General features: G+C 69.3%; 22 protein-coding genes and 1 pseudogene (1 of these 23 running past the window's edge). 18 read left to right on the top strand and 5 right to left on the bottom strand.

Features of this window, described 5'->3' with window-relative positions; genetic code table 11:
- Window positions 1–65: 65 nt before the first annotated feature.
- The 3 genes from KDH83_RS05335 (at window position 66) to hpaR (ending at window position 1,611) form a co-directional block, all read left to right on the top strand.
- Window positions 66–311, top strand: a complete 246-nt coding sequence (locus tag KDH83_RS05335; RefSeq protein ID WP_212313320.1) for a hypothetical protein — start codon at window positions 66–68, stop codon at window positions 309–311.
- Window positions 312–398: 87 nt separating this feature from the next.
- On the top strand, window positions 399–1,028 hold the full coding sequence (locus tag KDH83_RS05340) for a hypothetical protein (RefSeq protein ID WP_212313322.1): 630 nt from the start codon (window positions 399–401) through the stop codon (window positions 1,026–1,028).
- 142 nt (window positions 1,029–1,170) lie between these two features.
- Window positions 1,171–1,611: a homoprotocatechuate degradation operon regulator HpaR gene (gene hpaR / locus KDH83_RS05345; protein WP_212313324.1), complete on the top strand. Its 441-nt coding sequence runs from the start codon at window positions 1,171–1,173 to the stop codon at window positions 1,609–1,611.
- A gap of 30 nt (window positions 1,612–1,641) precedes the next feature.
- Here the strand turns inward: hpaR and hpaD are convergent, their stop codons facing one another.
- Together hpaD and hpaE are read right to left on the bottom strand one after the other, a co-directional pair.
- Complete coding sequence (gene hpaD / locus KDH83_RS05350; protein ID WP_212313326.1) at window positions 1,642–2,493, bottom strand: 3,4-dihydroxyphenylacetate 2,3-dioxygenase; 852 nt, start codon at window positions 2,491–2,493, stop codon at window positions 1,642–1,644.
- A 54-nt stretch (window positions 2,494–2,547) separates the two neighbouring features.
- Window positions 2,548–4,014, bottom strand: a complete 1,467-nt coding sequence (gene hpaE / locus KDH83_RS05355; protein WP_212313327.1) for a 5-carboxymethyl-2-hydroxymuconate semialdehyde dehydrogenase — start codon at window positions 4,012–4,014, stop codon at window positions 2,548–2,550.
- 240 nt (window positions 4,015–4,254) lie between these two features.
- On the opposite strand from hpaE, the gene KDH83_RS05360 reads away from it, so the two are divergent.
- The 4 genes from KDH83_RS05360 to hpaI are packed head-to-tail and all read left to right on the top strand — an operon-like array spanning window position 4,255 to window position 7,701.
- Complete coding sequence (locus KDH83_RS05360; protein WP_212313329.1) at window positions 4,255–5,289, top strand: fumarylacetoacetate hydrolase family protein; 1,035 nt, start codon at window positions 4,255–4,257, stop codon at window positions 5,287–5,289.
- A 23-nt stretch (window positions 5,290–5,312) separates the two neighbouring features.
- The gene (locus KDH83_RS05365) at window positions 5,313–6,062 is read left to right on the top strand and encodes a fumarylacetoacetate hydrolase family protein (protein ID WP_212313331.1); all 750 of its coding nucleotides are present in this window, start codon (window positions 5,313–5,315) and stop codon (window positions 6,060–6,062) included.
- A gap of 23 nt (window positions 6,063–6,085) precedes the next feature.
- On the top strand, window positions 6,086–6,889 hold the full coding sequence (gene hpaH, locus KDH83_RS05370) for a 2-oxo-hept-4-ene-1,7-dioate hydratase (RefSeq protein WP_212313334.1): 804 nt from the start codon (window positions 6,086–6,088) through the stop codon (window positions 6,887–6,889).
- 11 nt (window positions 6,890–6,900) lie between these two features.
- Window positions 6,901–7,701 (top strand): 4-hydroxy-2-oxoheptanedioate aldolase, encoded by an 801-nt coding sequence (gene hpaI / locus KDH83_RS05375; RefSeq protein WP_212313336.1) that lies wholly within the window; start codon window positions 6,901–6,903, stop codon window positions 7,699–7,701.
- A gap of 75 nt (window positions 7,702–7,776) precedes the next feature.
- Here the strand turns inward: hpaI and KDH83_RS05380 are convergent, their stop codons facing one another.
- Window positions 7,777–8,496, bottom strand: coding sequence for an SDR family oxidoreductase (locus KDH83_RS05380; RefSeq protein WP_103275193.1), 720 nt, complete (start codon window positions 8,494–8,496; stop codon window positions 7,777–7,779).
- Between the two features lie 222 nt (window positions 8,497–8,718).
- A complete protein-coding gene (alr, locus tag KDH83_RS05385; protein ID WP_212313338.1) occupies window positions 8,719–9,846 on the bottom strand; it encodes an alanine racemase in 1,128 nt (375 codons plus the stop codon).
- A 227-nt stretch (window positions 9,847–10,073) separates the two neighbouring features.
- Between alr and KDH83_RS05390 the strand changes: the two genes are divergently transcribed.
- From KDH83_RS05390 to hpnE, 6 genes are all read left to right on the top strand, one after another.
- Window positions 10,074–10,568: a sigma-70 family RNA polymerase sigma factor gene (locus KDH83_RS05390; RefSeq protein WP_249204869.1), complete on the top strand. Its 495-nt coding sequence runs from the start codon at window positions 10,074–10,076 to the stop codon at window positions 10,566–10,568.
- A gap of 91 nt (window positions 10,569–10,659) precedes the next feature.
- Window positions 10,660–11,658 carry a FecR domain-containing protein gene (locus KDH83_RS05395; RefSeq protein WP_212313340.1) on the top strand — a complete coding sequence of 333 codons (999 nt, stop codon included), beginning with the start codon at window positions 10,660–10,662 and terminating at the stop codon, window positions 11,656–11,658.
- A 209-nt stretch (window positions 11,659–11,867) separates the two neighbouring features.
- Window positions 11,868–14,330, top strand: coding sequence for a TonB-dependent receptor (locus KDH83_RS05400; RefSeq protein WP_212313341.1), 2,463 nt, complete (start codon window positions 11,868–11,870; stop codon window positions 14,328–14,330).
- Between the two features lie 218 nt (window positions 14,331–14,548).
- Window positions 14,549–15,379 (top strand): squalene synthase HpnC, encoded by an 831-nt coding sequence (gene hpnC, locus KDH83_RS05405; protein WP_212313342.1) that lies wholly within the window; start codon window positions 14,549–14,551, stop codon window positions 15,377–15,379.
- Window positions 15,380–15,410: 31 nt separating this feature from the next.
- A complete protein-coding gene (gene hpnD, locus KDH83_RS05410; protein WP_212313343.1) occupies window positions 15,411–16,274 on the top strand; it encodes a presqualene diphosphate synthase HpnD in 864 nt (287 codons plus the stop codon).
- Window positions 16,271–17,593 (top strand): hydroxysqualene dehydroxylase HpnE, encoded by a 1,323-nt coding sequence (hpnE, locus tag KDH83_RS05415; protein ID WP_212313344.1) that lies wholly within the window; start codon window positions 16,271–16,273, stop codon window positions 17,591–17,593. Before hpnD ends, hpnE begins: the two co-directional genes overlap by 4 nt.
- Before the next feature lie 60 nt (window positions 17,594–17,653).
- Here hpnE and crcB read toward each other — a convergent pair whose 3' ends face one another.
- Window positions 17,654–18,046 carry a fluoride efflux transporter CrcB gene (crcB, locus tag KDH83_RS05420; RefSeq protein WP_212313346.1) on the bottom strand — a complete coding sequence of 131 codons (393 nt, stop codon included), beginning with the start codon at window positions 18,044–18,046 and terminating at the stop codon, window positions 17,654–17,656.
- A gap of 230 nt (window positions 18,047–18,276) precedes the next feature.
- On the opposite strand from crcB, the gene KDH83_RS05425 reads away from it, so the two are divergent.
- The 5 genes and pseudogenes from KDH83_RS05425 to KDH83_RS05445 all read left to right on the top strand — a co-directional run.
- The gene (locus KDH83_RS05425; RefSeq protein ID WP_212313348.1) at window positions 18,277–18,903 is read left to right on the top strand and encodes a PepSY-associated TM helix domain-containing protein; all 627 of its coding nucleotides are present in this window, start codon (window positions 18,277–18,279) and stop codon (window positions 18,901–18,903) included.
- 26 nt (window positions 18,904–18,929) lie between these two features.
- Window positions 18,930–19,445 carry a DUF2271 domain-containing protein gene (locus KDH83_RS05430; protein ID WP_212313350.1) on the top strand — a complete coding sequence of 172 codons (516 nt, stop codon included), beginning with the start codon at window positions 18,930–18,932 and terminating at the stop codon, window positions 19,443–19,445.
- Between the two features lie 50 nt (window positions 19,446–19,495).
- Window positions 19,496–20,299, top strand: a complete 804-nt coding sequence (locus tag KDH83_RS05435; RefSeq protein ID WP_212313352.1) for a DUF4198 domain-containing protein — start codon at window positions 19,496–19,498, stop codon at window positions 20,297–20,299.
- Window positions 20,300–20,322: 23 nt separating this feature from the next.
- Window positions 20,323–21,351 (top strand): FAD:protein FMN transferase, encoded by a 1,029-nt coding sequence (locus tag KDH83_RS05440; RefSeq protein WP_212313354.1) that lies wholly within the window; start codon window positions 20,323–20,325, stop codon window positions 21,349–21,351.
- A 5-nt stretch (window positions 21,352–21,356) separates the two neighbouring features.
- Window positions 21,357–22,202, top strand: a pseudogene (locus KDH83_RS05445) (sulfite reductase subunit alpha) (it continues 488 nt past the right edge of the window).

Consider the following 22,202-nt stretch of genomic DNA (forward strand, 5'->3'; position numbering starts at 1 on the left):
GCACGCGGCCATCGCATAAGGACGATTTTGCGTCGTCATCGACTGCGGATGCCCCGGCCTGGTGCATGAATCTTTCGACAGACTTTCGAAAACCGCAAGAATTCGAGAAACTGGGGGCCAGATACAAGAAATTAACTGCCGGATTTTTGCAAATCGCGCATAATCAGGCGATCACACGCAACGACAATCCGCCGGCCTTTAAGGCGGTGCCGGCGCCCGGTCCTGGTCCGGGCGCAATGGCGAAATCGCCGCGTGATCGCTGGGCGGCTTTCCAGGACGCCGCACTAAACCGGAACACGACCCAAGCCTGACGAGACCGCCGGACCACCGGCGCGGCGAACGCGAAGGTCAAACGTGCATGCGCCTTGCCACCGGGCGCATCCGCGAGGAGTACGCGCATGAGCACTACGTATCGCCCCCCATTCGACGAAGACGACGAGCTGGACCTGCGCGCCCTGTACCGTAAGACCAGATCCGGCAGTCCGGAACTGGACGCGGCGGTACGACGCAGCTGGCATCCCGGACATAGCTGGCACCCCGGCTGGGCCGCCGCCGCCTGCGCCTTCCTGGTCGCCGGCCTGTTCACCTGGACCAACATGCGCGAGAACGCCGACGCGCTGGACAGCAATCCGATCGCACAACTGATGGCGCCCAGCGAACCAGGGACGGATCAAGACCGCGCCCCCGCCGCCGAACCCGCCGTTGCCCAGACGCAGGAAGCCCCCGCCGCGCAACGCGCCGCATTGCCCGCGGCCGACACTTCGGTACCGCCGCAGCAGGCCGCCCCCGCGGCCGCAGCGCCGGCGCCGGGCGCCGCCCAGCCCGAGGCGGCCGCGCAGGAACCCGCCCAGGCGCAGGCCGCCCTGAGCGACGAAGAAATCGAGTCGCGGCTGGCCCATATCCGCAGCCTGATGCAGGACGATCAACAGGAAGACGCCGCGCACGCGCTGCAGGAACTGCGCCAGGCCGTTCCCGACCTGGCCGTGCCGGACGACCTGCAGGAACTGGCCCAGCAGCATCCGGCCTGATCGTCGTTCCGGCCCGGGCATGGGCGGGCGCAATGCCGCCCGCCCCCTAGCTGTCATCCTCCTTACGCCAGACCCATATTTCATGCGGGTCTGGCGATAAATTGCGGGTAAGAACCGGCGGCTTCTTGCTAACATAGCCGCCATGAGTCCGAGCTTCCACCACCGCAATCTCCCCCATCTGCTGCTGTACGCGCGCGAAACCCTGATGGCCCACTTCCGGCCCTTGCTGCATGCGGCCGGCGTCACCGAACAGCAATGGCGGGTCCTGCGCACGCTGAGCGAAGTCGGCTCAATGGAACCCAACCAGATCGCGCGCAGCTGCCAGATCCTCAGCCCCAGCCTGACCCGCATGCTGGCCGGCATGGAAGAGCAAGGACTGATCAAGCGCGCGCGTTCCAGCCAGGACCAGCGGCGCCAGGAAATCTCGCTGACGGCCAAGAGCAACAAGCTGATCGACCGCATGCGTCCGCAGGTCGACGCCAAGTACGAAGAACTCGAAGCCCGCATCGGCAAGGAACTGCTGGACCGGCTCTACCGCGACGTGGACGCCATGGTCGAGCAGGTCCGCCGCGACGCGGAGTAAGACCGGCGGGCGCCGGCCCGCGCCGCGCGCTCAGGCCGGCACGGGAAAGACCGCGTTCAGCTGGCCCGTGCCGGAACTGGCGAAGTACTCGGTGATGATCTCCGCCGGCTGGTCGTAGGCATCCCAGCCCAGCAGGCCCAGCAGCATGGCGGTGTCATGCATGCCGCCCTCGCCCACGCACAGGTCGGCGTATTCCGGCAGCATGGCGCAGAACGTCTTCCAGTCGCCCTGGCGCCACAGGTCCACCACGCGCAAGTCCACCTGCCGGAAGAACTCCCGGCTGATCTCATGCATGGTGGCTTCGCCGCTGCCGTTGTCGTTGAAGCGATGCGACAGCGAGCCGCTGGCCAGCACCGCCACGCGGCTGTCGCTCTGCTCGATCGCCTGACGCAGCGCGGCGCCGAAGCGCCGGCTGTCCTCCAGCGTGTGCCAGGCGCACCAGGCGGCCACCGACACCACCTTGAAGCGGTCATCGCCGTTCATGTAGCGCATCGGCACCAGCGTGCCGTATTCCAGTTCCAGGCTGGCGATCTCGTGCGCGCGCGTGCCCACGCCCGCGGCGTTGGCGCATTCGGCGATGCGGCGGCCCAGTTCAGGATCGCCACGGTAGGCGTAGCGCATGTCCTTGATGAAGTGCGGCAGCTCGTTGCTGGTGTAGCAGCCCTCGAAGCTGTCATTGCAATTGATGTGGTAGCCGGCGTTGACCAGCCAGTGCACGTCCAGCACCACCATCGTGTCCACATCGAGTTCGCGGCAACGCCGGCCGATCTCCCGATGCCCCTGGATCGCCGCCTCACGGCAACCCTGATGCTTGCCGGGCATTTCCGACAGGTACATCGACGGCACATGCGTCACCTTGGCCGCCAGCGCGAGCTTGCCCATGGTGTTTGTCTCCTGGTTCTAGTCTTGTGTTGTTGTGGGGATATGAAGGACGGCCTACACGCCCCAGCGCGGGATGTGGTGGCTGCCCATGGAAACGCAAACGTTCTTGACCTCGGCGAATACCTCGTAGCTGTATTCGCCGCCTTCCCTGCCCGTGCCCGATTCCTTGGTGCCGCCGAAAGGCTGGCGCAGATCGCGCACGTTCTGGCTGTTGATGAACACCATGCCGGCCTCGATGCCGCGCGCCAGCCGATGCGCGCGGCCGATATCGCGGGTCCAGATGTAGGACGCCAGTCCGTACTTCACGTCGTTGGCCAGCGCCAGGCCATCGGCCTCGCCCTTGAAGGGCAGCAGGCAGGCGACCGGACCGAAGATCTCTTCCTGGGCACAGCGCATGCGGTTGTCCACGTCGGCCAGCACCGTGGGACGCACGAAGTTGCCGCCCGCCAGCCGCGCCGGCAGGCCGGCGGGCAGGTCCGGACCGCCCGCGAGCACGCGGGCGCCCTCTTCCTTGGCCAGCCGGATGTAGCCGGTGACCTTCTCCCAGTGCTGGCGCGTGATCATCGAGCCCACATGGGTGTTTTCGTCGGCCGGGTCGCCCACCACCAGCCGATTCGCGCGCTCGGCGAAGCGGCGCACGAAATCGTCATAGATGGTTTCCTGCACGAAGATGCGCGAGCCGGCGGTGCAGCGCTCGCCGTTGAGCGAGAAGATAGTGAACAGCGCCGCGTCCAGCGCGCGCTCGACGTCGGCATCGTCGAACACCAGCACCGGCGACTTGCCGCCCAGCTCCATCGAGTACTTCTTGACGCCCCCGGCGCTGGCCAGGATCTTCTTGCCGGTGGCGGTACCGCCCGTGAACGAGATGGCGCGCACGCCCGGATGGCGCACCAGCGCATCGCCCGCGTCGGCGCCATAGCCCTGCACCACGTTCAGCACGCCGGGCGGAATGCCCGCCTCCAGCGCCAGCATGCCGAGCTGATCGGCGGTCAGCGGCGACAGCTCCGACATCTTCAGCACCGCCGTGTTGCCCAGCGCCAGACACGGCGCCGTCTTCCAGGTGGCGGTCATGAAGGGCACGTTCCACGGCGAGACCAACGCGCACACGCCCACCGGCTGGTACAGCGTGTAGTTCAGCATCTGGTCGTCGACCGGATAGGTGTGGCCGTTCATGCGGGTGCAGACTTCGGCGAAGAAATTGAAGTTCTCCGAAGCGCGCGGGATCAGCTGCTTGCGCGTCTGCGAAATCGGCAGGCCGGTGTCGCGCGTTTCCAGCTCGGCCAGCATGGGCACGTTCTGGTCGATCAGCTCGCCCAGCCGTCGCATCAGGCGGGCGCGCTCCTTGGCGGGCGTGTTGGCCCACTTGGGAAAGGCCTCGGTGGCGGCCGCCACGGCCGCGTCGATCTCGGCCTGGCCGCCGGCGGCGACTTCGGCGATGGCCTCGCCCGTGGCCGGGTTATAGGTGACAAAGCGATCCTTGCTGTCGACCTGCCTGCCGTTGATCCAATGCTTGATGCTCACGCTCGACTCCTGGCTGCGGACCGACGCGCGGGCGGCGCCGCGCGGTCGGACATATCTTATTCGTTAACTCGTTAACATTATTCTCGAAGACCCACGTCTGTCAACAGCCCGCGGCCCGCAGCGGGAAATCCCCAAGGCCGTTTGCGACGCTGGCGCATTGCCGCTGGCGGGCTTTTTCACTATCATTAATTAACATGATAACTACTTAGCACGGAGGGGAACCCCGTTCCCGCAACCGCCATGCCGCATATCTGGATCGAGTATTCAGGCAACCTGGACCTGGACACGCGCGCGCTGATGCGCACCGTGCAGGACGCCGCCATCGGCGACGGGTCGCTGTTTCCGCTGGCCGGCGCGCGCACCCGCGCCGTCAGGATCGACGACTGCCTGATCGTCGACGGCCATCCCGACAATGCCTTCGTCCATGTGCTGCTGCGCATCGGCCACGGACGCAGCGACGCGCAGAAGTCCGCGCTGGGCGAACGCGTGTTCCAGGCGCTGAGCACGGCCATGGCGCCGCAGATGGCGACGCGTCCGCTAGGTCTGTCCTTGCAGATCGAGGAAGCGGATCCGGTGCTGAACTACAAGCTCAACAACTACCGCGACTACCTGAAGGCGCGCGCCGAGGCCGCGCTGCGGCCGCCGCGCACCGTGGTCGGCGCGGCGCTCAACTACCGGCAGCAGCTGGAAGCGCTGGGCGAGGCCGCGCACGCCGCGCCCTACCAGCGGCCGCCGCAAGCCCCGGTGCTGTACATCAAGCCCGCCAACACCTACGCGCAGGACGGCGACACCATCCTGATGCCGGCCGACGTGGCCGAGGTGCAGGTGGGCGCCTGCCTGGGCATCGTGTTCGGCCGGAGCGCCACGCGCGTCAGCGCGGCACGGGCGCTGGAGTACGTAGCGGGCTACCGGGTGGTGGCCGACCTGTCCGAACCGCATGCCAGCTATTTCCGGCCCGCGCTCAAGCAGCAATGCCGCGACGGCTTCTGCCCCATCGGCCGGGATCTGACGCCCGCCGCATCGGTCGCCAACCCCGACGCGCTGGATATCGAGGTGCTGGTCGACGGCCAGACCGCGCAGCGCGCCACCACCGCCGACCTGGTCCGCCCGGTGGCGCAGCTGATCGCCGACGTGACCGCCTTCATGAGCTTCGAGCCGGGCGACATCCTGCTCGCGGGCGTGCCCGCCGGCGCGCCGCGCCTGCGGGCCGGCCAGCGCTACGAGATCCGCATCGCCGGCGTCGGCTCGCTGGCCAACCGCCTGCAGGCCGCCTGAATCCTCCCCCTAGCGGACCCGCCATGAAACACGCCCGCATCGTCCTGGACGGAATCGTCCACGCCGCCACCGAAGCCGGCCCCGGCCAGGTGCGCCTGCCGGACGGCCGCGTCCTGGCCGAAGACCAGGTCCAGTGGCTGCCGCCCATCGAGCCGCGCACCACCTTCACCCTGGCCATCAACTACGCCGACCACGCCAAGGAACTGGCCTTCAAGGCCCCGGCCGAACCGCTGGGCTTCCTGAAGGCCGCCAACACCTTCGTCGGCCACCGCGCCCGCACCTTCCGTCCGGCCGACGTGGCGTTCATGCACTACGAGTGCGAGCTGGCCGTGGTCATCGGCAAGACCGCGCGCAATGTGCGCCGCGACCAGGCCTACGACCATGTGGCCGGCTATACGGTGGCCAACGACTACGCGCTGCGCGACTACCTGGAGAACTGGTACCGCCCCAACCTGCGCGTCAAGAGCCGCGACACCTGCACGCCGCTGGGCCCCTGGCTGGTGGACCGCGACGACATCCCCGACCCCATGAACCTGACGCTGTCCACCCACGTCAACGGCGTGCGCACGCAGCTCGGCAACACGCGCGACATGGTGTTCGACGTGCCCGCGCTGATCGAGTACTTCAGCAGCTTCATGACGCTCTCGCCCGGCGACCTGATCCTGACCGGCACGCCCGACGGCATCGTCAACGTGAAGCCCGGCGACGAGGTCGTGACCGAAATCGAAGGGGTGGGAAGACTGGTCAACACCCTGGTCCCCCTGCCCGCCTGACATCCCCAACTCCTGGAACCCCCATGCTGGACACCGCCACCGTGCGCGCCCTCGCGGCGCGCCTGCACGAAGCCGAACGCACCCGGACGCAGATCCGCCAGATCTCGCTCGACCATCCCGACATCGCCATCCCCGACGCCTACGCCATCCAGAAGGCCTGGATGGAAATCAAGCTGGCCGAGGGGCGCGTCAAGCGCGGCCACAAGATCGGCCTGACCTCGCGCGCCATGCAGCAGGCCTCGCAGATCGACGAACCCGATTTCGGCATGCTGCTGGACGACATGTTCTTCCAGGACGGCGCCGAGATTCCCGCCGGCCGCTTCATCCTGCCGCGCCTGGAAGTCGAGCTGGCCTTCGTGCTGGGCAAGCGCCTGCAAGGCCCGAACGTCACGCTGTTCCAGGTCTACGACGCGGTGGACTACGTGATCCCTGCGCTGGAGATCATCGACGCGCGCTCGCACGGCATCGACCCCGACAGCAAGCGCCCGCGCAAGGTCTTCGACACCATCGCCGACAATGCCGCCAACGCCGGCGTGGTGCTGGGCGGCCGGCCGGTGAAGATCGGCGAGCTGGACCTGCGCTGGATCGGCGCCATCCTGTCGCGCAACGCCGTCATCGAAGAGACCGGCGTGGCCGCCGGCGTCTTGAATCATCCGGCCAATGGCGTAGTATGGCTGGCGAACAAGCTGGCCGCCCATGACGTGGCGCTGGAAGCGGGCGAGATCATCCTGTCGGGTTCCTTCACCCGGCCGGTCGCGGCCCGCGCCGGCGACACCTTCAACGTCGACTACGGCGTGCTCGGCTCCGTCAACTGCCAATTCATCTGAGCCTGTCGTACATGGACATCCTGACCAATCCCTTCAAGCAGGCGCTGCGCGCCGGCAAGCCCCAGATCGGCCTGTGGGCCGGCCTGGCCAGCGGCTATACGTCCGAGATCTGCGCCGGCGCCGGCTTCGACTGGCTGCTGATCGACGGCGAGCACGCGCCCAACACGCTGCAGACCACGCTGGCGCAATTGCAGTCGGTGGCCGCCTATCCGGTCGCGCCGGTGGTGCGCCCGGCCTGGAACGATCCCGTGCAGATCAAGCAGATCCTGGACACCGGTGCGCAGACGCTGCTGGTGCCGATGGTGCAGTCGGCCGAGGAAGCCGCGGCCGCCGTCGCCGCCGTGCGCTATCCGCCCGCCGGCATCCGCGGCGTGGGCAGCGCGCTGGCACGCTCCTCGCGCTGGAACCGCATCCCCGACTACCTGACGCGCGCCAACGATCAAATGTGCGTACTGGTGCAGATCGAGACCCCGCGCGCCGTCGACGCCCTGGATGAAATCCTGGCGGTGGACGGCGTGGACGGCGCCTTCATCGGCCCGGCCGACCTGTCCGCCAGCATGGGCTACCTGGGCCAGCCCGACCATCCCGAGGTCACGCAGGCCATCGACAACGCCATCCGCCGCATCGTGCAGAGCGGCAAGGCCGCCGGCATCCTGCACAGCAATGTGGAGCGCGCCAAGCACTACCTGTCGCTGGGCGCCAGCTTCGTGGCGGTGGGCGTGGACGCGGTGCTGCTGGCACGCGCCGCCGAGCGGCTGGCCGGCGAGTTCAAGAACGTCGCGGCGGTGGCGCCCACCAAGGGACCGTACTAGCGCCGTCGTCTGCGGACCGCCCATGAAAAACGCGCACCGTGGGTGCGCGTTTTTCATGCCGGGGCCGACACAGGCTCAGGTGCGTCCGCCCAGGCTGCCGCCCCCGTCCACGCCCAGCACCTGGCCGGTGATGAAGCCGGCGTCGTCGGACAGCAGGAACGCGATGGCGGCCGCCACCTCGGCGGGCGCGCCCAGGCGCTTCATCGGCACGGAGGCCAATGCGCGCTTCTCGGCGTCGCTGCCCGCCGGACGAGTGGCGCGGAACATCTCGGTCTCGATCGGGCCCGGCGCCACGGCGTTGACGGTGATGCCGTACTCGGCCAGTTCCAGCGCCCAGGTGCGGGTACAGCCGACCAGCGCGCTCTTGGCCGCCGAATAGGCGGTGCGTTCCAGGCCGCCGTGGATGGCGCGGCTGCACACGTTGACGATACGGCCCGCGCGGCGCACCTTCATCGATTCGACGAAGGCCTGTGTCACCTGCACCGCGACGCGCACGTTCAGGTCCAGCACGCTGTACAGCGAGGCCAGGTCGATCTCGCCCAGCGGCTGCGGCGTCACCAGGCCAACGTTGTTGACCACCGCGTCCACGGGGAATTTGTCGCGGATCTCGCGCAGCACTTCCTCGGTGCGGCCGGCGTCGGACAGGTCACAGGCATACAGGTAGCCAGGGAAATCCACGTCGGTGGTGTTGCGCGCGATACCGACCACGTGGCAGCCCAGGTCGGACAGCCGCTGGGTCAGCGCCCAGCCTATGCCCTTGGTGGCTCCCGTGATGAGCACGCATTTGTCCTTCATGGATCGAAACCTCGCAGTCTGTTTTCTGGGGTGAAAACGGGCGCATGAGCGCCCGGTTTCAATTTACAAATTCAAGTAGACACCATCCCGGGCCGCCTGTCTTGTAAATTGCGTAGCAATTCTTGCCCGGCGTACACCCGGCGTCGGAACGGAGCCTGCACCCGCTACAGCGTGGCGGCCACGGGCGGCCCTTCGAACGGAAAAAGGCAGGTCCGGGCCGCTTCAGGGTTCGCGGATGACCGGCACGCGCGGCGCCACCGCGCACAGCAGCTCATAGCCAATGGTGCCGGCGGCCTGGGCCACCTCGTCCACCGACGGGCCGTCCTCGCCCCAGAGCGAGACCGGCGAGCCCACGCCGGCGGCCGGCACCGGATCCAGGTCGACCATCAGCATGTCCATGGACACCCGGCCAACCAGCTGGGTGCGCACGCCAGCCACCATGACGGGCGTGCCGGTGGAGGCGTGCCGGGGGTAGCCGTCGGCATAGCCGCAGGCCACGACGCCGATGCGCATGGCGCGCTCGGCGCGGAAAATGGCGCCGTAGCCAACCGAGTCGCCGGCCTTGAGTTCCTGCACCGCGATGATCTCGGAACGCAGCGACTGGGCGGGCCGCAGGCCGAAGGAGGCCGCGTCCGCGTCGGCGAAGGGCGAGGCGCCGTACAGGCAGACGCCCGGCCGTACCCAGTGCGCCTGCGTCTCGGAACCGACGGCGATTTCCGCAAAGCGCAGCGTGGCGGCGGAATTGCAGACGCTGACCGCGCCCGGGAATCTGTGCGTCACCGAATTGAACAGGCCCAGCTGCTCGTTGACGCCCTGCGGACCATCGGCGCAGGCGAAATGGGTCATCTTGCCGACCGAGCCCAGCACGCCCTGCTGCTGCAGAAGCTGGGCGCGCTCGAAGGCCGCCGGATAGGCCGCCGGGGTGAAACCCAGCCGGTTCATGCCGCTGTTCAGCTTGAGCATGATGTCCACCTTGCGCGACAGGCGCGCCCGCGCCAGCATGTCGAGCTGCTCGCGGTGATGCACGCTGGTGCTCAGGTGATAGCGGTCGATGATGTCCAGGTCGGCGGGTTCGAAGAAGCCCTCAAGCAGCAGGATCGGGCCGCCCCAGCCGGCCTCGCGGCAGCGCACCGCCTCGTCCAGGTCCAGCATCGCCAGCCCCTGCGCCGAGGAGAACCCCGCCACCGCCTGTTCGATGCCATGGCCGTAGGCATTGGCCTTGATGACGGCCCAGATCGACGGCGGCAGGCCCTGGGCCGCCGCGGCGGTCTGGTCCAGGTGGCGGCGCACCGTGGCCAGGTTGTGGGTAAGCGCGGAAACGGAGACAGTGGCGGATATTGGGCGCGGCATGATGTGTGATCCTGTGGCGCTCAAGTGTATATGCTTCTTTCCGGAAGCGCCCACGGCGCATGCGCCTTGCGCGGGCAATCGGACCGCCGCCGCGCCAGCGGGACACGTGGACGCCCGCGCCGCCGCCGGCCGGTTCCGGTACTTTCGCGGCTTCACGAAAATAAGAATCATTGCTAATATTGCGCCCGTTCGTTTCCACTTACGTCGCGCTCCGCTTCCCTCTATTCATGTCGCGCTTGCCTATACGCGAAACCGGCTGGCTGGCCCAATATCGCAAGCTGCTGGGTTCCTGGGCCAGGCGTTCAAGCTCACCGAGGGACTCGGAAGACGCGGTGCAGGACACCGCCCTGGCCCTGCTGGAACTGAAGGGCGACGACATCCGCGAACCGGAACACTACTTCCGCCGCGCGACGGCCAACCGGCGAATCAGCATCCATCGCGCCGAGACGTTGCGGGCCAGCCAGAATCTGGACGACCTGCCGGAAGACCAGCATCCGCTCGCCGCCAGCGCCGAGGCCTCCTTTGAAGCGAACCAGACCGCCCGGGCCATGCTGGCCGCGCTGGCGGAACTGCCCGACGCGTGCCAGCAGGCATTCCGGCTGCGCCAGCTGGAGGGCCTGACGAACACCGAGATCGCTTCCCGGCTCGGCGTTTCGCGCAACATGGTGGAACGCTACATGATGCGCACCCTGCGCCATCTGCAAGACAGGCTTGCCCCATAATGACGGCTCGCCCGACCCGCACCCGCGTCTCGCCGGCCCCGCTGCCGGCGGCCTGCGCGCATGGCGTGCCCATGGCGACCACCTTCGAACCATGACAGACCGCATCGACCCTTCCACCTTGACGGACAGGCGCGACCTGGCCGCCTACTGGCATGCGCGCCTGCATTCGGATGCCGTCTCGCAGGAAGATCGCCTCGCCTTTGAACAATGGCGCCAGGCCGACCCCGCCAACGCGCGGCAGTACCAGGTCGTCACGGACCTCTGGACGGCTGCCTGCGCCCTGCCCAAGGATGAAGTCCGCAAGCTCGGGGCACGGCCCCGGGCCAAGACCGACGCCCGCGCCCGGCTGACGCCATGGCGATGGCTGGGAGGCGCCGCGCTTGCCTGCGGCACCGCCTTGCTGGTCGTAGCGGCGGATCCAGCGGGTTGGCGCGATGCGGCAAGCTATGACGCCGAGTTCTCCACGGTGCGCGGCGAACGCCGCGAGATCGCGCTGCCCGACAACTCTGTGCTGCTGCTCAATACCGACACGCGCGCGACGGTGCGCTTCTTCAAGGACCGGCGCACGGTGCAGCTGGCGCAAGGCGAAATCCTGTTCCAGGTGGATGGCAAGCAAGGCACTCCCTTCATCGTGCAGGCGGGCGAAGGCAGCGTCCGCGTCACCGGCACGCGATTCGATGTCCGGCGCGACGCCGACACGTTTGCCGTGAGCGTGCTGGAGGGCGCCGTCGAAGTGCGCAATGGCCCCTGGTGGCACCGCCGGTCCGCCCGGCTGCTGCCGGGCAACCGCGCCCAGGCCGAGGGCAGCGGCGACCTGCGCGTGGAGCAAGCCGCCGACGTCGACAACGCCACCGCCTGGCGCGGCGGCAAGATCGTCTTTCGGGAAACCGCGATGGCGGACGCCGTCCGCGAGCTGAACCGCTATGCCGGCCCCCGGATACGCGCTCCTGAAGCCCGCGCGCGCGACTTCAGGGTCTCGGGCGTGTTCAGCGTGGATGATGTCCCGGCATTCCTGGACGCGCTGCCGCGCATCGCCCCGGTCACTGTCCAGACACGCCCCGACGGCCAGATCGAGATCCTGGCGCGCTGAACCTTCCCACGATGCCACCCGCGCGTCCTGCGTCCAGCGCGCGACATTGCGTTCGTCCGCGCAACGATACTTTTTGAAACAACATTCATTCGAGCGGGGATTCAGGAGCCGGCGCAAGCCGCGCGTCTTATCAGCAAGGGGGCGCATCGGCGCCCGCCTAGCCCGCCGCGCGCCGATCCCCGGCGCGTCTACGAAGGATGAACAGCATCGTGTCCCATCGCAAGTCCCGCCACGCCGCCCGGCACTGGAAGTACCGATCCGCCCTGTGCCTGAACCTGGCCATCCGGGCCGCGCTCCCCGCGCTCGCCCTGGGCGCCACCACGACGGCGCGCGCGCAGGACGCGGCGATGGAGCTGGACCTGCCCGCCCAATCACTGGACAGCTCCCTGATCCAGCTGGGCCGGCAAACGTCGCTGCAGATCTTCTATGAGCCGCGTGTCGTGGCCGGCATCCAGGCGCCGGCGGTACGCGGCCGCATGGCGCCCGAACAAGCGCTGCGCCGGTTGCTGCAAGGCAGCGCCATCGAGTATCAGCGCAGAGGCAACAACATCACCTTGTCCCTGCCCGCCACGAGCGGCGCGGCGCAGCTGGAACCGGTACTGGTCACCGGCGCGGCCGACGATGTCACCGAAGGCACGGGCGCCTATTCGACGGCCGGGCCCAGCGCCACCGCCACCGGCCTCGCCCTGACGCTGCGCGAAACGCCGCAATCGGTCACGGTCATGACGCGCCAGCGGATGGAGGACTTCAATCTGCAAACCGTGGCGCAGGTCATGGAGCAGACCCCGGGCGTCTACGTCGAACACTACGGCGATTCGGTCCGATTCCACGCGCGCGGCGGAGAAATCAACAATTTCCAGATCGACGGCCTGCGCGTGAGCCAGATGGCGCTCGCGTCCGGCGCCCCCACCGCCAACGGCCTGTCGGGCGACGACACGGCCGACATGGACCGCATCGAGATCCTCAAGGGCTCGGCCGGCCTGCTGCAGGGCGACGGCTATCCCACGGCCACCATCAACATGATCCGCAAAAAGCCCACCCGCGAATTCCAGGCCCACATGAGCCTGGGCGGCGGCACCTGGAACACGTACCGCAGCGATATCGACGTCAGCGGCCCGCTCAACGCGCAAGGCAGCCTGCGCGGACGCGCCGTCGCCAGCTACAAGGACGGCGACAGCTTCCGCGACCGGGCCAGCAACCGCAACACGCTGCTCTACGGCGTGATGGAATGGGATGTCACGCCCGCCACGCTGTTCAGCGCCAGCCTGAGCTACAAGACGCTGCGCAACCGGGGCGGCGCGGGCTGGATGGGCGCGCGCGCCTACGACGCCGACGGCAACCGCGAGGACATCCGCTCCCGCTCCTACAATCCCGCCCCCGCCTGGTCCGGCTATACCCAGCGCGTACTGACGGCGTCCTCCTCGCTCGAACACCGCATCTCGGACGACTGGACCGCCCGGATCGCCGCGAACCACCAGGAGGCCCGCATCCCGACCTGGATCAACGCGCAGATCGCCATGCCCGGCGATGCCTACATCAGCCGGTTCCGGGACCAGAAGGACACCATGCAGAACGTTGGCCTGCGCCTGTCCGGGAACATCGCGGCATTCGGACGCAAACACGAGTTGGTGCTGGGCTACGACTTTTCCAAGAGCCGCTACGACATGGAACGGGACAACCCGGCGGACTTCAGCCGCTACGACCGCTACGCATCCGAACACTTCTACGACCCCGACGGCGGCGCGGATTTTCCCAAGCCCGCGGGCGACGAATGGCGCTGGTCGCGCGGCCACCATAGCGAAACGATCCGGCGCGGCTGGTATGCCACGGGCCGGATCCATGCCACCGACAGCCTGAAGCTCATCCTGGGCGCGCGCATCTCGGACTACAGCTACCGCTACCGCGAACCCTCCATGGTGCGCGGCGCGCAATACCTGGATCGCAGCGACATGCGCGAACGCGGCGTCATCACGCCATATGCGGGCGTGGTCTACGACCTGAGCCAGGATTGGACCGCCTACGCCAGCTACGCAAGCGTGTTCCAGCCGGTATCCGTGCAGGATGAACAGGGCCAGACGCTCCCCCCGCAAAAGGGCACCACCTATGAAACCGGCCTGAAGTCCGACCTGCTGGACGGGCAGCTCAGTTTCAGCGTGGCCCATTTCTGGAAGCGCTGGGAACGCACCTATGAAGAGTCCGGCGGACTCACGCCCACGGGCGACCAGGCCTACCGCAGCGTCGACGGCGCGATGGAACGCGGCTACGAAGTCGAATTGACCGGCCAGCCCGCCCGAGGCTGGCAGGTGCAGGCGGGCTACGTCATGAACAACAGCAGCCTGAACGGCAATACGGGCAAGCCCAGGCACCAGCTCAAGTTCGCCGCCAACTACCAATTCCAGGGCGACCTGGCGGGACTCACGCTGGGCGCGGCCGCGCGCTGGCAAAGCGCCACGGAGGCCAATAGCTACGCCCGTCTGGAACAACCCGCCTACTGGGTCGTCGACACGATGGCGCGCTATCGCTTCGACCGCCACTGGTCGGCCAGCCTGAACGTAAACAACGTGTTCGACAAGAAGTACTACGCCAGCGTCAACGGCATGGCCGGCTGGGGCATGTACTACACCTGGGGCGCGCCCCGCAACGCCTTCCTGAACGTGCGCTACGACTTCTAGGCGCCCTCGGGCGGGGACGTTGCGGGCGACGCGGCGGCCGCCTGCCGGCGGCATGGCCCGGATACGCGAATCCGGGTCATCCGAATCGCGTATCCTTGAAGGCAGGCGAGCCACATAAAATGTTCCAGGCGCATCCTCCGGGCGCCAGAATAGTTTCCGGGCCTCCCGCCCACGCCGGTTCCCGACCGGCCGACGCGGCCAGACTGCATTCAACGACCATGCCCATCGATCACTACGAGAACTTCCCCGTCGCCTCGCTGCTGCTGCCGCGCAGGCTGCGCGGCGCCGTGACCGATATCTACCGGTTCGCCCGCGCCGCGGACGACATCGCCGACGAAGGACCCGCCAGCGACGCCGAACGGCAACAGCAGCTGGCGGCCTTTCGCGCCGAGCTGCACCGCATCGGCGCCGAGCCGGGCGCCACGCCCGCCCCCGGCGATCCGGCGCTGGCGCGGATATTCGGGCCGCTGGCGGCCACCATCGCGCGTCATCAGCTGCCGATCACGCCGTTCTACGACCTGCTGTCGGCCTTCGAGCAGGACATCGCCGTCGCGCGCTACCAGGACTACGCCTCGCTGCTGGACTACTGCACGCGCTCGGCCAATCCGGTCGGCCGGCTGATGCTGCATCTGTTCCACGCCGCCAGCCCGCAGAACCTGGAACAATCCGACGCCATCTGCACCGGCCTGCAGCTGGTCAATTTCTGGCAGGACGTGCGCGTCGACTGGCACAAGCACCGCGTCTACCTGCCCCAGGAAGACCTGCGCCGGCATGGCGTCTCCGAGGAAGACCTGGGCGCCGCCCGGCTGACGCCCGCCTGGCGCGAACTGATGGCCTTCCAGGTCGAGCGCACGCGCGCGCTGCTACACTTCGGCGCTCCGCTGGCGCGCCGGCTGCCGGGCCGCATCGGCCTGGAGCTGCGCATGGTGGTGCAGGGCGGGCTGCGCGTGCTCGAACGCATCGAGGCCGGCGGCTACGATGTATTCATGAACCGCCCCGAACTGGGCGCCAAGGACTGGGCCATCATGCTGTGGCGCTCCATCAAGTAAGCAACAAGACAAGCAACAGGCCCCGCCGAATATGACCCCTGACGAATACTGCCAGGACAAGGCCGCCAAGAGCGGCTCCAGCTTCTACTACTCGTTCCTGTTCCTGCCGCCCGAGCGCCGCCGCGCGATCACGGCGCTGTACGCCTTCTGCCGCGAGGTCGACGATGTGGTCGACGAATGCACCGACCCCTCGCTGGCCCGCGTCAAGCTGGCCTGGTGGCGCACCCAGATCGACCAGATGTTCGCAGGCAAGCCCGAGCACCCGGTGACGCTCGCGCTGCAGCCGCATCTGCAGAGCTGTTCGATCACGCGCGAGCGGCTGCTGGCGGTGGTCGACGGCATGGAAATGGACCTGGACCAGACCCGCTACCTGGACTGGCCGGGCCTGCGCAAATACTGCTGGCACGCCGCCGGCGTGGTGGGCGAGCTGTCGGCCGGCGTGTTCGGCTACACCGACCCGCAGACGCTGGTCTACGCGGAAAAGCTGGGCCTGGCGTTCCAGATGACCAACATCATCCGCGACGTGGGCGACGACGCCCGCCGAGGCCGCATCTACATCCCGGTCAACGACATGCAGCAGTTCGAGGTCAAGGCCTCGGACATCCTCAATGGCGAATACTCCGAGCGCTTCTCGGCGCTGATGAAGTTCCAGGCCGACCGCGCCCGCGAACTGTACCGCGAGGCCATGCGCAGCCTGCCCGAGGCCGACCGGCGCGCGCAGCGCCCGGGCCTGATGATGGCGGCCATCTATCACGCGCTGCTCGACGAGATCGAGCGCGACAACTGGCAGGTGCTGCACCAGCGCATTTCGCTCACGCCCCTGCGCAAGCTCTGGCTGGCCTGGAAGACCTGGGTGGGCGGCGGCCGAGGGCTGGTCCGCCGGCTGGCGCGGTGAAGGCCGCGGTCATCGGCGCGGGCTGGGCCGGCCTGGCCGCCGCCGTGGCGCTGCGCGAGGCCGGCGCCAAGGTCACGGTCTTCGAGGCCGGCCACACGCCCGGCGGACGCGCCCGGCGCGTCTTCCACGGCGAATTCGACACGCCGCTGGACAACGGCCAGCACCTGCTGTCCGGCGCCTACCGCCACACGCTGGCGCTGATGCGGCGCGTCGGCCGCAACCCCGATGCCCTGCTGATGCGCCGCCCGCTGCGGCTGGCCAGCCTGGACGGCCGCTTCCGCCTGTCGGCCCCGCGCCTGCCGGCGCCCTTGCACCTGGCCGTGGCCGTGCTGGGCGCGCGCGGCCTGTCCTGGTCCGACCGCTTCGGCATGCTGCGCCTGATGCGCGGGCTCAAGGCCATGTCCTGGGCGCCGCCGCGCGACTGGACCGTGCTGCAACTGCTGCGCCACTACGCGCAATCCGACACCCTGATCCGCCAGTTGTGGGATCCGCTCTGCCTGGCCGCGCTGAACACGCCCACCGCCCAGGCCTGCGCCGGGCTGTACGCGCGCGTGCTGCGCGACAGCCTGGGCGGCCGGCGCGAAGCCAGTGACCTGCTGCTGCCCTGCACCGACCTGTCGGCGCTGTGGCCGGACGCCGCCGCGCGCCACCTGACCATGCGCTACGGCAGCACGGTGCGGCAGCTGCAGCCGTCGCAAGACGGCGTGGTGGTCAACCAGGAACGCTTCGACGCCGCCGTGCTGGCCGTGCCGCCCGCCTTTGCCGCGCGCCTGCTGGACGAGCCGCTGCGCGAGGCCGGCGCCGGCGGCCTGCTGGACGCGCTCAAGTCCTTCGACTACCTGCCGATCGCCACGCTGAATCTCCGGCTGGCCGGCTCCTGGCGCCTGCCCGAACCCATGATGATGCTGCGCGAGGATCCCGCGCGCGGCCATCTGGGGCAATGGCTGTTCGACCGCGCGCGCCTGGTCGGTGACGACAAGACAGGCGAACTGGCCGTCGTGGCCAGCGCCGCCGTCGGCGTGGCCGAGCGCAACCGCCAGCCGGTGATCGAGGCCCTGATCGACCAGGTGGCCGAGCAAGCCGCCCGCCACCCCGCGCGGCTGCCGCCGCTGCCCGAGATCCGGGCGGCCGAACTATTCATCGAGAAACGCGCCACCTTCGCCGCCGTGCCGGGCCTGACCCGGCCGCTGAACACCACGCCCTGGCGCGCGCTGGCGCTGGCCGGCGACTGGACCGACACCGGCTATCCCGGCGTGCTGGAAGGCGCGGTGATGAGCGGACTGGCAGCCGCCCGGACGCTCAATCCCCGGGCCGTCTGATCCGGCGGCGGCGCCAGGCCGCGCGCTGCCCGGCAGGCGCGCCACAAACGGGCGGCGGCTTCAACGGAACAAGGCCGCCGTCGCCAGCCCTGCCCCCGTCAGCAGCAGCGAGCCCGCCAGGCTGATGCCGGCATAGCCCAGCGCGCTGCCATAGGCGCCGCGTTCCAGCATGGCCACGGTCTCGGCGGAAAAGGTCGAGAACGTGGTCAGGCCGCCCAGGAAGCCGGTGATGGCGCCCAAACGCACCCAGGCCGGCCATTCAGGATGCGCCGTCACCACCGCCAGCAGCAGGCCGATCAGATAGCCGCCGACGAGGTTCACGGCCAGCGTGCCCCAGGGCCAGGACTCGATGTTCAGCCACAGTCCGGCCAGCCAGCGGGCCCACGCGCCCAGCGCGGCACCCAGGCCGACGGCCAGGAAGTTCAGGGGAATCAGGGTTTGGTATGCGGACATGGGATCGGAAAGCCGCGCGCTTCGGGCCGTATGGATTGCACCCGTAGCAGTATGCCGAAAAACACCGCACCCGCGCCAATCGCCGCGCTCATGCGCGAATCGGAAGCCAGCCCTGGCCCGCTTGGCGTGCCGCGAAACAGGTTGAAATGCCCGCATGCGCCCGGGCCAGGCACTTATAAGATTCATTCTCATTAAGTGCTAGAATCCGCGGCTGCTCTCCCCTCGACCACATGGACAGTCATCTCCCCCCCCAGCGCCGGGCCTACTGGCTCAAGACGCTGCACCAATGGCACTGGATCAGTTCGGCGATCTGCCTGCTGGGCATGCTGCTGTTCGCGGTCACGGGGCTGACGCTGAACAACGCTTCCCACATTGAATCGAAGGCCGTGGTCACCACGCGCCAGGCCACGTTGCCGCAGGACGCGCTGCGCCAGCTCGCGCCCGCGCCCGGCCAGAAGAAGGCGCCGCTGCCCGAGCCCGTGTCGCGCTGGCTCGACCGCGAATTGGACACGTCCACCGCCGGCAAGCCGGCCGAATGGTCCGCCGATGAAATCTACCTGTCGCTGCCGCGCGCCGGCGGCGACGCCTGGCTGTCGATCGACCTGGCCAGCGGCGACATCGAATACGAACGCACCGACCGGGGCTGGATCTCGTACCTGAACGACCTGCACAAGGGCCGCAATACCGGCCTGGCCTGGAGCTGGTTCCTGGACGTGTTCGCCGTGGCCTGTCTGGTCTTTTCGCTGACCGGCCTGGTGCTGCTGAAACTGCACGCCGGCAACCGCGCCGCGACCTGGCCCATGGTCGGCCTGGGGATCGTGATCCCCGTGGTGCTGGCCCTGCTCTTCATCCATTGATTCAACGATCCGCCCTGGAGACATCCATGCGCAAGCTATTGCTGCCGGCCCTCGTGGCCGGACTGATCGCCCGGACCGCCAATGCGGCCGACCTGGGCCTGTCCATCGAGGTGCCGCGCCTGGACGTGGCCGAATACCACCGCCCCTATGTGGCGATCTGGATCGAGAACCCCGACCAGAGCGTGGCCGCCGACCTGGCCGTCTGGTACGACGTGGCCAAGAAGAACAACGAAGGCACCGAATGGCTCAAGGACATGCGCCAGTGGTGGCGCCGCAGCGGCCGCAACCAGCAGTTCCCGGTGGACGGCGTGAGCGGCGCGACCAAGCCCGCCGGCAAGCACGCGCTGGCCTTCAATGCCGCCGCCAAGCCGCTGGCCCAGCTCAAGCCCGGCCAGTACGCCGTGGTGGTGGAAGCGGCCCGCGAGGTCGGCGGCCGCGAGCTGCTGCGCATCCCCTTCCAATGGCCGCCGCAGAAGGCCGAACAGCTGAGCGCGCGCGGCGAGCATGAGCTGGGCGCCATCGCGCTGGACCTGAAGCCGTGATGAACCGCAATACGAACGCCAACGCCCAATCGACCGCGAGGAGCGCAACCATGAAGCAATCCGTCAAACACCTGGCCGCCGCCCTGGCGCTGTGCCTGCCCTTCGCCGCCGGCGCGCACGACGTCTGGGTCGTGCCGTCCTCCACCGTGCTGTCGGGCGCCGACAGCTGGATCACCGTGGACGCCGCCGTCGGCAACGACAAGTTCCACTTCAACCACGCGCCGCTGCGCCTGGACGGCCTGGCCGTGACCGCGCCGGACGGCTCGGCCGCCGAGGCCGAGAACTTGAACCGCGGCAAGCTGCGCAGCACCTTCGACCTGCAGCTCAAGCAGAGCGGCACCTATCGCGTGGCCGTGGTCAACGACGGCGTGTTCGCGCGCTGGAAGGAAGACGGCAAGCCCAAGCGCTACTTCGGCAAGCCCGAGGGCCTGGCCCAGGCCGTGCCCGCCAAGGCCGACGAGCTGGAAGTCTCGCAAAGCCTGGGCCGCGTCGAGACCTTCGTCACCGCCGGCAAGCCCAGCGCCGTCAAGCCCGTGGGCCGAGGCCTGGAACTGGCGCCCGTCACGCACCCGAACGACCTGTACGCCGGCGAGAACGCCACCTTCCAGATGCTGCTGGACGGCAAGCCCGCCGCGGACCTGGAAATGACCATCGTGGCCGGCGGCATCCGCTACCGCGACCAGGTCGGCGAGATCAAGGCCAAGACCGACAAGGACGGCAAGTTCTCGGTCAAGTGGCCGCAGCCCGGCCTGTACTGGGTCGAGGCCGGCATGGAAGACGCCAAGGTCAGCGTGCCGCAGGCCAAGAAGCGCCGCCTGTCCTACGCCGGCACCTTCGAAGTGCTCAAGCCCTGATCCGGCTGAAGGCCCAGGCCGCCATGTCCGTGCCCGCGTCCTACGCGCCCCGGGGGGCGCCCGCGCCCGTGGTGCGCGTGGCCTACGCCGCCCTGCCGTCGCGGCCGGCCCCGCAGGCCGCCGCGCTGGCGGGCGCCACCATGGGCACCACCTGGTCGGCCCGGCTGGCCCTCCCCGCGGGCTGCAACGAAGCCGCGGCGCGCCAGGCCATCCAGGCCGCGCTGGACGAGGTGGTGGCCGAGATGAGCACCTGGGAAGACCAGACCGACATCACCCGCTACAACCGCGCCGGCCCCGGCTGGCGCGCGCTGCCCGCCGGCTTCTGGCACGTGCTGCGGCACGCGCTGGCGCTGGCCGAAGAGAGCGGCGGCGCCTATGACCCCACCGTCGGCCCGCTGGTCAACGCCTGGGGCTTCGGCCCGCACCAGCGCGCCTTCGAACCGCCCTCGCCCGCCGCCGTCGAGGCGGCCCGCGCGCGCTGCGGCTGGCGGCGCGTGAAACTGGATCCCGAACGCCGCGCCGCCTGGCAGGAAGGCGGCACCTACCTGGACCTGTCCTCGATCGCCAAGGGCTACGGCGTGGACCGCGCCGCGCAGGCGCTGGACGCGCTGGGCGCGACCGGCTATCTGGTGGAAGTGGGCGGCGAGCTGCGCGCGCGCGGCCTGCGGCCCGACGGCCAACCCTGGCGCGTGGCCGTGGAAGTGCCCGACGCCAGCGACGCCCACGCGCTGGCGCTGCCGCTGCGCGACCTGAGCACCTCCACCTCGGGCGACCTCCGCCGCCACGCCGGCAGCGGCGACGCGCGCTACGCCCCCCCCACCGCCCCGCGCGCCGGCCAGCCCGCGCCCACCGGCGCGGCCGCGGTCCCCGTGCTGCCCGCCGACTGCGCGCGGGCCGACGCCCTGGCCACGGCGCTGACCGTGCTGGGCGAAACCGAGGGCCTGGACCTGGCCCGCCGCCACGGACTGGCGGCGCTCTTCATCCTGCGCGAAGCCGGCGGCTTCCGGCTCGCCGCCACGCCGGCGTTCCAGGCGCTGGCCGCGCAATCTTGAACGCCATGACCTTGCGCCTGACCGCCGCGGCCGGCGCGGTGCTGTGCTGGCTGCTGCTGTGCGCCTGGGCCTGGCGCCGCGTTCGCCGCGAACGCGCGCGCGAGACGCGAGCCCGCCAGGCGCTGGACCAGCCGCCGCCGCGCGCCGCCGTGCTCGTCGCGCACGCCAGCCAGACCGGCTACGCCGAGACGCTGGCCGTCCAGACCGCCGACTCGTTGCGCGCCGGCGGCCTGGACGTGCGCGTCGCGGCCCTGGGCCAGCTCGACCTGGCGCGGCTGCGCGGCTATGAACGCGTGCTGTTCGTGGCCAGCACCTACGGCGAAGGCGATCCGCCCGACACTGCCGCCGCCTTCGCCAGCCTGATGCAGCCGGCCGCCGGCGCGGCGCCGCAACTTCCGGGCCTGCGCTACGCCGTGCTGGCGCTGGGCGACAGCGAGTACGCGCAGTTCTGCGGCTTCGGCCGCGCGCTGGATGAATGGCTGCACGCGCAGGGCGCGCAGCCGCTGTTCGACCGCGTCGACGTGGACAACGGCGACGCCGCCGCGCTGCGCCACTGGCAACATCACCTGGGCCTGCTGGCCGGCCGCAGCGACCTGCCCGACTGGGAAACGCCGGCCTACGAACCCTGGCGCCTGCAAGGCCGCGAACGGCTCAACCCGGACAGCCAGGGCGGCCCCTGCTACCTGCTGACGCTGGCGCCGCCGTCCGGCGCCGCGCCCCTCTGGCAGGCCGGCGACATTGCTGAGATCGGCCCGCGCCGCGAACGCGGCGGGGAACTGCTGCCGCACCGCGAATACTCGATCGCCTCCCTGCCCGCCGACGGCGTGCTGCAATTGCTGGTGCGCCAGATG

Origin of the sequence: Achromobacter sp. Marseille-Q0513 (assembly GCF_018195695.1) — a bacterium.
In the GTDB taxonomy this organism is placed as follows: Bacteria; Pseudomonadota; Gammaproteobacteria; order Burkholderiales; family Burkholderiaceae_B; genus Achromobacter.